Source organism: Aquimarina sp. AU474 (assembly GCF_900312815.1).
Taxonomy (GTDB): domain Bacteria; phylum Bacteroidota; class Bacteroidia; order Flavobacteriales; family Flavobacteriaceae; genus Aquimarina.
In genome coordinates, this window is record NZ_OMPE01000006.1 from 425106 (window position 1) to 433764 (window position 8659).

An 8659-nucleotide genomic window follows, 5' to 3' on the forward strand; every position below is an offset into this window, starting at 1 on the left:
ATGGCAAGAAATAATGATAAGAATACAGTAAAGAGATTTAATAAGATCTCTATAGGTTTAGCCTCTCCAGAATCAATATTAGCGGCGTCTAATGGAGAAGTGTTAAAACCCGAAACTATCAATTATCGTACGCACAAACCTGAGAGAGATGGTTTGTTCTGTGAGCGTATTTTTGGACCTGTAAAGGACTTTGAATGTGCTTGTGGTAAATATAAAAGAATTCGATACAAAGGAATTGTTTGTGATCGATGTGGTGTAGAAGTAACGGAAAAGAAAGTACGTAGAGATCGTGTGGGTCACATTAATTTGGTTGTTCCTGTTGCGCATATCTGGTATTTCCGTTCTTTACCAAATAAAATAGGATATTTATTAGGTCTTCCTTCTAAGAAACTGGATATGATCATTTACTACGAACGTTACGTAGTAATTCAGCCAGGTATTGCCAAAAATGAAGAGGGAGAACCAGTTCAGAAAATGGATTTCCTTACAGAAGAAGAATATTTAAATATTTTAGATAGTCTTCCACAAGAGAATTTGTATCTAGATGATACTGACCCTAACAAATTCATCGCTAAGATGGGGGCAGAATGTTTGATCGAGATTTTAAGAAGAATAGATCTAGATGCATTGTCTTATGAGTTAAGACATAAAGCTAATAACGAAACTTCGAAACAACGTAAAACCGAGGCACTTAAGAGACTTCAGGTTGTTGAATCTTTACGTGATGCTAATAAGAATAGAGAGAACCGTCCAGAGTGGATGATCTTAAAAGTAGTACCAGTAATTCCACCAGAATTACGTCCATTGGTACCGCTTGATGGAGGTCGTTTTGCAACATCGGATCTTAATGATTTATATCGTCGTGTAATCATACGTAACAATCGTTTGAAGCGTTTGATGGAAATCAAAGCTCCAGAAGTAATACTTCGAAATGAGAAACGTATGCTTCAGGAATCTGTAGATTCTTTATTTGATAATACTCGTAAAGCGTCAGCTGTTAAAACAGATTCTAACAGACCATTAAAATCATTATCTGATTCGTTAAAAGGTAAACAAGGTCGTTTCCGTCAAAACTTATTAGGTAAGCGTGTTGATTATTCTGCACGTTCGGTAATCGTTGTAGGACCAGAATTGAAATTGTTCGAATGTGGTCTTCCAAAAAATATGGCAGCAGAATTATACAAACCATTTGTGATCAGAAAATTGATCGAACGTGGTATTGTAAAAACTGTAAAATCAGCCAAAAAGATTATAGATAGAAAAGAGCCTGTAGTTTGGGATATCTTAGAGAATGTTCTTAAAGGACATCCAGTATTACTAAACCGTGCTCCTACGTTACACCGTCTAGGTATCCAAGCTTTTCAGCCTAAACTTATAGAAGGTAAAGCGATACAATTACATCCATTAGTTTGTACGGCATTTAATGCCGATTTTGATGGGGATCAGATGGCAGTACACTTACCATTAGGTCCAGAAGCAATTTTAGAGGCTCAATTATTGATGTTAGCATCGCATAATATCTTGAACCCTGCTAATGGTTCACCAGTAACAGTTCCTTCTCAGGATATGGTACTTGGTTTATATTATATGACTAAGTCTCGTAGATCTACACCAGAATTGATAATAAAAGGTGAGGATTTAACATTCTATTCTCCTGAAGAGGTAGTTATTGCTTATAATGAAAAAAGACTTGATATTAATGCTAATATTAAGGTAAGAACGAATGATATTAATGAAGAAGGAGAAGTAGTCACTAAGATTATTGAAACTACTACAGGTAGAGTTTTATTTAATGAAAAAGTACCTGAAAAAGCTGGATATATTAATGAAGTATTGACCAAAAAATCTTTGAGAGATATTATTGGTGGAATCCTTAAGGTAACTAGTGTTCCTGAAACAGCAGTTTTCCTTGATGAGATCAAAACGTTAGGATATAATTTCGCTTTTAGAGGTGGTTTATCATTTAGTTTAGGAGATATTATTATCCCAGCAGAGAAACATACGATGATTGCCGATGCTAATTCTCAGGTAGATAATATTGTGGCAAACTATAATATGGGTCTTATAACCAATAATGAGCGTTATAACCAGGTTATTGATATTTGGACTTCTACAAATGCAGAGTTGACAGAACTGTCGATGAAACGTATTAGAGAAGATCAACAAGGATTTAACTCGGTATATATGATGCTTGATTCTGGTGCAAGGGGATCTAAAGAGCAAATTCGTCAGTTAACAGGTATGCGTGGTCTTATGGCTAAGCCTAAAAAAGCTAGTTCTGCTGGAGGAGAAATTATTGAAAATCCAATTCTTTCTAACTTTAAAGAAGGTCTTTCTATTCTTGAATACTTTATCTCTACGCACGGTGCACGTAAAGGTCTTGCAGATACAGCCTTGAAAACGGCTGATGCAGGATATCTTACTCGTCGTTTAGTAGATGTTGCACAAGACGTAATTGTTAATATTGAAGATTGTGGAACGTTAAGAGGTGTAGAAGTATCTCCTTTGAAGAAAAATGAAGAGATTATAGAAGGTCTTGCAGCTAGAATTGTTGGTAGAACAGCACTTATAGATGTGATTAATCCTTTAACTCAAGAAATCTTAGTAGAGGCAGGTGTAGAGATTGATGATGTAATCGCTAAGACTATTGAAAATTCTCCTGTAGAATCGGTAGAAGTACGTTCGGCGCTTACATGTGAAGCTAAGAAAGGTATTTGTGTAAAATGTTACGGGCGTAACCTTGCTACAGGTAAAACTGTTCAACGAGGTGAAGCTGTAGGTGTAGTTGCTGCACAGTCTATTGGAGAACCAGGAACACAGCTTACATTGCGTACTTTCCACGTGGGTGGTATTGCAGGTAACATCTCTGAAGAAAATCAATTGAAATCTAAATTTGCTGGTAAAGCAGAAATAGAAGAATTAAAGACTGTTAAAGGAGAAGATGCAGAAGGAAAAGAAATTGATGTAGTAATTTCTCGTACTTCAGAAATTAAAATCGTAGACCCTAAAACTAAAATAGTTTTAAGTACAAACTTAATCCCTTATGGTTCTCAATTATTCATCAAAGATGGTGATAAGATGGAGAGTGATCAGGTAATTTGTCAATGGGATCCTTATAACGGTGTGATTATTTCAGAATTTGCCGGTAAGGTGAAATATGAAAATATTGAACAAGGTATTACCTATCAAGTAGAAATAGATGAGCAAACTGGATTCCAGGAAAAAGTAATTTCTGAATCTCGTGATAAGAAAAAAATACCAACTCTTCTTATATATGGTAAGGGAGATGAAGTATTACGTTCTTACAACCTTCCGGTTGGAGCTCACCTAATGGTAGATGATAATGATAAGATCAAAGTAGGTAAGGTGTTGGTTAAGATTCCACGTAAATCTGCAAAAGCAGGTGATATTACTGGAGGTTTACCAAGAGTTACGGAATTGTTTGAAGCTCGTAACCCATCAAACCCTGCAGTTGTTAGTGAAATAGATGGAGTTGTATCATTTGGTAAGATCAAACGTGGTAATCGTGAGATCATAGTAGAATCTAGAATAGGTGAGATTAAGAAATACTTAGTTAAACTTTCTAATCAGATTTTGGTACAAGAAAATGATTTTGTACGTGCAGGAATGCCATTATCTGATGGTTCTGTTACGCCAGAAGATATCCTTAAAATTAAAGGGCCTTCTGCTGTACAACAATATCTTGTGAATGAAGTTCAAGAGGTATATCGATTACAAGGTGTGAAGATTAATGATAAGCACTTTGAAGTTGTAGTGCGCCAGATGATGCGTAAAGTAAGAATACAGGATCCAGGTGATACTATTTTCTTAGAGAATCAATTGGTACATAAATCTGATTTTATTGAAGAGAATGATGCTATTTTTGGAATGAAAGTAGTTGAAGATGCTGGAGATAGTGAAAACATGAAACCAGGTCAAATCATTTCTCCTCGTGATTTAAGAGATGAGAATTCTGTGTTAAGAAGAGATGATAAAAACTTAGTCGAAGCGAGAGATGTTTCTCCTGCTACTGCGACTCCTATACTACAAGGTATAACAAGAGCTTCGCTACAAACTAAGTCATTTATATCTGCAGCTTCTTTCCAGGAAACTACAAAAGTATTGAACGAAGCCGCTGTTAGTGGAAAAGTAGATACACTTGAAGGTCTTAAAGAAAACGTAATTGTTGGACACAGAATACCAGCAGGAACGGGAATGAGAGATTATGAAAGTATTATTGTAGGTTCTAAAGAAGAATTCGAAGATCGAATGGAACAACGACAAGAAGTTAATTATAACTAAATTATAAAGCCTGCCTTTTTAGGCAGGCTTTCTTTTTTATAAAGGATTTTAATAAAATTGATATGGCTGAGAATAAAAACCAAAAACAAAATCAATTAAATATAGAATTAGACGAAGCAGTTGCCGATGGAACATATAGCAATTTGGCTATTATAAACCATTCAGTTTCTGAATTTGTTGTCGATTTTGTGAATATTATGCCAGGAAGACCTAAAAGCAAAGTCAAAAGTAGAATTATCTTAACTCCACAACATGCCAAAAGATTATTGAAGGCACTTAGTGATAATGTAAATAGATTCGAATCTGCACATGGCGAAATTAAAGACTATGAACAACCTCCAATCCCTATGAATTTTGGTCCAACAGGCGAAGCTTAGTCGTGATAGTTTTTATTTATTCATTGTAATTTACGAATAAATTAAAAATATAGTGTAACAAAAACCCGCTTAAAAAGAGCTCTTTTTAAGCGGGTTTTTGTTGTTTATAGATATAGAGCTTAGGTTAGAGCTTTAAAGGCTATTATAAGTCTTTAAAATTCTGATGTGAAATGAAATCGAATTGTTGGGTATTTTTGTTGTGTCATTTGTAAGCTAAATGATGAATCTGCAAAGAATACCAATTGATCGTGTTTGTCTTTGGCCAGAAATTTACTTTTCACACGTTTAAACTCTTTAAATTCATCGTTATCCGCGTCTTCTGGATCAATCCAACATGCTTTGTGTACATTCAGGTTTTCATAAGTACATTTTGCACCATATTCGTGTTCAAGTCGATATTGAATAACTTCATATTGAAGTGCTCCTACGGTACCAATAACTTTTCTTCCATTTAATTCTAAAGTAAATAATTGGGCAACACCTTCATCCATTAATTGATCAATACCCTTTGCTAATTGTTTGGATTTCATAGGATCGGCATTATTGATGTACCTAAAATGTTCGGGAGAAAAACTTGGTATACCTTTGTAGTGTAATACTTCTCCTTTGGTAAGAGTATCTCCTATTTTAAAATTACCTGTATCATGCAATCCTACGATATCTCCAGGATAAGAAATATCTACTATTTGCTTTTTTTCGGCAAAGAAGGCATTGGGACTCGAAAATTTTAATTTTTTATTATGTCTTGTATGTAGATAAGGCACATTTCTTTCAAAAGTACCAGAAACAATTTTTATAAACGCTAATCTATCTCTATGTTTAGGGTCCATATTAGCGTGAATCTTAAATACGAACCCTGTAAAATCCTCTTCATCAGGTCTTACAAGGCGAATATCACTCTCTTTTGGCCTAGGAGTTGGAGCAATGTTTACAAAGCAATCTAACAATTCTCGAACACCAAAGTTATTTAGTGCAGATCCAAAAAATACAGGCTGTAGAGTACCATTTTTATAGGCTTCACTATCAAATTTTGGATAAATTCCTTCTACTAATTCTAATTCTTCTCTTAACATTTCGGCTGCATCGTCACCAATAGTGTCGTTTAGTTGGTTAGATGATAGATCAGAAATTTCAATAGTTTCTTCTATATTTTTTCTACTATCTCCACTGAAAAGATTAATGTTTTTCTCCCAGATATTATAAATCCCTTTGAAATCATAACCCATTCCAATAGGAAAACTAAGAGGAGTTACAGTGAGCCCTAATTTTTGTTCAATTTCATCAAGAAGTTCAAATGCATCCTTACCTTCACGATCTAATTTATTGATAAAAACAATCATAGGAATATTTCGCATTCTACATACCGAAACTAATTTTTCAGTTTGTTCTTCGACTCCTTTTGCTACATCAATAACTACGATAACGCTATCTACGGCAGTTAATGTTCTAAAAGTATCCTCGGCAAAATCCTTATGCCCAGGAGTATCTAGAATATTGATTTTAATATTTTTATATTCAAATGCTAAAACTGAGGTCGCTACAGAAATCCCACGCTGACGCTCTATTTCCATAAAGTCACTAGTAGCACCTTTTTTAATTTTATTTGATTTTACAGCTCCAGCTTCTTGAATCGCACCTCCAAATAATAATAATTTCTCAGTTAATGTTGTTTTACCAGCATCTGGATGGGATATAATCCCAAAAGTCCTTCTTCTATTGATTTCGTCTGTAAATTTCATAGCAAATTATCGAATGAGGATGCAAATATAACATTAAAATACACAATCATGTCTATTGGGTTAAGGGCTATAATTCTAAATTTTTAGAAAAAAAAGAGTAAGCTTTCTTTTGATAAAGGTTTTTTGGCGAAAAAATGTGTTTTTGGTCGAAATATTTACGGAAATCCGTAATCATAAGTGTTAAATTTTTAAATTTAAATATCATTTTTACAGCAAGTAACTTTTAAGAGAATACGTTTTTCGTATTTAGTACATGAACCAAAAAAAGTTATCAAATGATGAAGTTACCCTTATTGTAAGCGAAATTCCCCTAGATTAAGTAACAACGTTTATCGACATACTTTGGTATTTCGTCGAATAAAACTGTTGTTTAGCCGATTTGTAATAGAAAATTATCTAAAGCAATAGGATATTAGTGAAATCTTATTACTATTTTTACAATAGTAAATTATGGTTTTACCGTAGTTAATGTAAGTTTTTGTTACACAAATAGTTATATTTGTGTTGTTTTATAAATGATTCGGAAAAGTCTAACCCCTTTTTGACTTTATCGGATGGAATTGTAAACACATCGTCATATGAAAAAAATTACCCAAATCTCTGGGTATGTACATATTGTACATGCTCTACACTACATTGCGTTTAAATTCAAAAGGAATAATCTACTTCGATTTGGATTCCTGTTTGTGTTTTCCTTATTTCTTTCGTTAACATCGTACGCTCAAACCGTCGGTGCCCATTGGTGGAATGGTAGAGGATACCTTGTTGATTTTAGAACAGCGACACCAACAGTAACTTGTGGATTACCTACTGATGGAGCTTTTGAGGCTACCGCAACATGGAGTGATCCTGGAACTGGGGATTTGGTATTTTATGTGGACGATGGTACAGTTAGAGATGAGGCAGGTGTTTTATATACTAACGGGAGTGGAATAAATACTAATGGTACTCGTACACAGATGGCATCTGTAATGCCAGTACCGGGAACCAATGCAGAACAGATTTATATTATACATGCTAATGGTAGAGATGAAGACAGGGATGGTACTGCATATTATTCTATTGTAGATATTCCTTCAAAAACTGTAATTAGCAGTAATAATTTATTGCTGGATAATAATTCAGAAGCTATATATGGTACAAATAATGGTAGTGGTTGTGGAGCGTGGTTAGCGGCAATTTCAAATGATGACACTTTATGTACAACAAATTGTGCAGGAACTTTAAATTTATGGGAGGTTGATGCAGACAATCCATTAACTCTAGCAAGGGGTAATAATGCAGATTTAACGATTCCTCTACCACAAAATTTACCACGTAGTGGTGAGCGTGGTTCCATACGATTTTCACCGCAAAATGATAGAATAGCACTGGCGATAGAAGGTGGTTTTGGCACTATAGATGGTGGTGTATGGTATGCAGATTGGGATTCATCTACAGGAACAGTAGGAGCTTGGACAAAAGTTCCAATTTCTTTTGGGGTAAATACTGTTACAGGATATAGTGTAGAGTTTTCACCTGATGGCTCTCGATTATTTTTTGGACATAGATTAGCAACTTTTGATAATCAATACGTAGGTTGGTCTAGCCCTATATATGTACATCAACTTGGGGATAATTTTTCTACAGCACTTACGGGTATTGGATACTCTGGTGTGCAATTAGGTCCAGATGATAAGTTATATATTACAGCTTCGGGATTAACGACATTATTGTTTTTAAATAACCCTGATACAGTTACTACAGCAGGAAGTGCAAGTTTTGGCACCATTGCGATACCAGGAGGATGTACTCAAGGATTTAATTTTTCTCAACAAATTGTCTTTTTTGGTAGTTGTTTAAGTGATACGGATGGTGATGGTATTTTAGATGAAACTGATAATTGTGTAAATACGGCTAATCCAGGTCAAGAAGATGCTGATTCTGATGGTATTGGTGATGTATGTGATCCAGATAGTGATAGTCCAACAGCTACTAATGATACACCTGCCGATGTTGCAGAGGATAGTGGAACGACTAACATTGCAGTATTAGGCAATGATAGTTTTGGAGGCGATGGTCCAAGTACTGGAACGATCAATGTAACTGCTATTCCAGCGACAGTAGGAACTGCCGTAGTGAATAATGGAGGTACCCCGAATGATCCTACAGATGATACGATTGACTTTACACCAGCCTTAGACTATAATGGTCCAGTAACGATCACCTATGAGATTGAGGATGCAGATGGAGATACAGATA

The 8659-nt window shown here is 34.9% G+C and carries 4 protein-coding genes; 3 read left to right on the plus strand and 1 reads right to left on the minus strand.

Features of this window, described 5'->3' with window-relative positions:
• Both rpoC and DK508_RS06640 read left to right on the plus strand, forming a co-directional pair.
• The gene (gene rpoC, locus DK508_RS06635; RefSeq protein WP_109299951.1) at positions 1-4302 is read left to right on the plus strand and encodes a DNA-directed RNA polymerase subunit beta'; all 4302 of its coding nucleotides are present in this window, start codon (positions 1-3) and stop codon (positions 4300-4302) included.
• 62 nt (positions 4303-4364) lie between these two features.
• Entirely contained in the window at positions 4365-4679 is a 315-nt protein-coding gene (locus DK508_RS06640) for a DUF3467 domain-containing protein (RefSeq protein WP_109299952.1), read from the plus strand.
• A 152-nt stretch (positions 4680-4831) separates the two neighbouring features.
• Here the strand turns inward: DK508_RS06640 and DK508_RS06645 are convergent, their stop codons facing one another.
• The gene (locus DK508_RS06645; RefSeq protein ID WP_109299953.1) at positions 4832-6418 is read right to left on the minus strand and encodes a peptide chain release factor 3; all 1587 of its coding nucleotides are present in this window, start codon (positions 6416-6418) and stop codon (positions 4832-4834) included.
• Positions 6419-6996: 578 nt separating this feature from the next.
• Here DK508_RS06645 and DK508_RS06650 point away from each other — a divergent pair.
• A partial coding sequence (locus tag DK508_RS06650) for a thrombospondin type 3 repeat-containing protein (RefSeq protein ID WP_200831847.1) occupies positions 6997-8659 on the plus strand: 1663 nt, incomplete at its 3' end.

What these genes read in the sequence shown, in the direction of transcription:
- DK508_RS06640 (WP_109299952.1), top strand. Translation starts at nt 4,365, where the DNA reads ATGGCTGAGAATAAAAACCAAAAACAAAATCAATTAAATATAGAATTA.
- rpoC (WP_109299951.1), top strand. Translation starts at nt 1, where the DNA reads ATGGCAAGAAATAATGATAAGAATACAGTAAAGAGATTTAATAAGATC.
- DK508_RS06645 (WP_109299953.1), bottom strand. Translation starts at nt 6,418, where the DNA reads ATGAAATTTACAGACGAAATCAATAGAAGAAGGACTTTTGGGATTATA.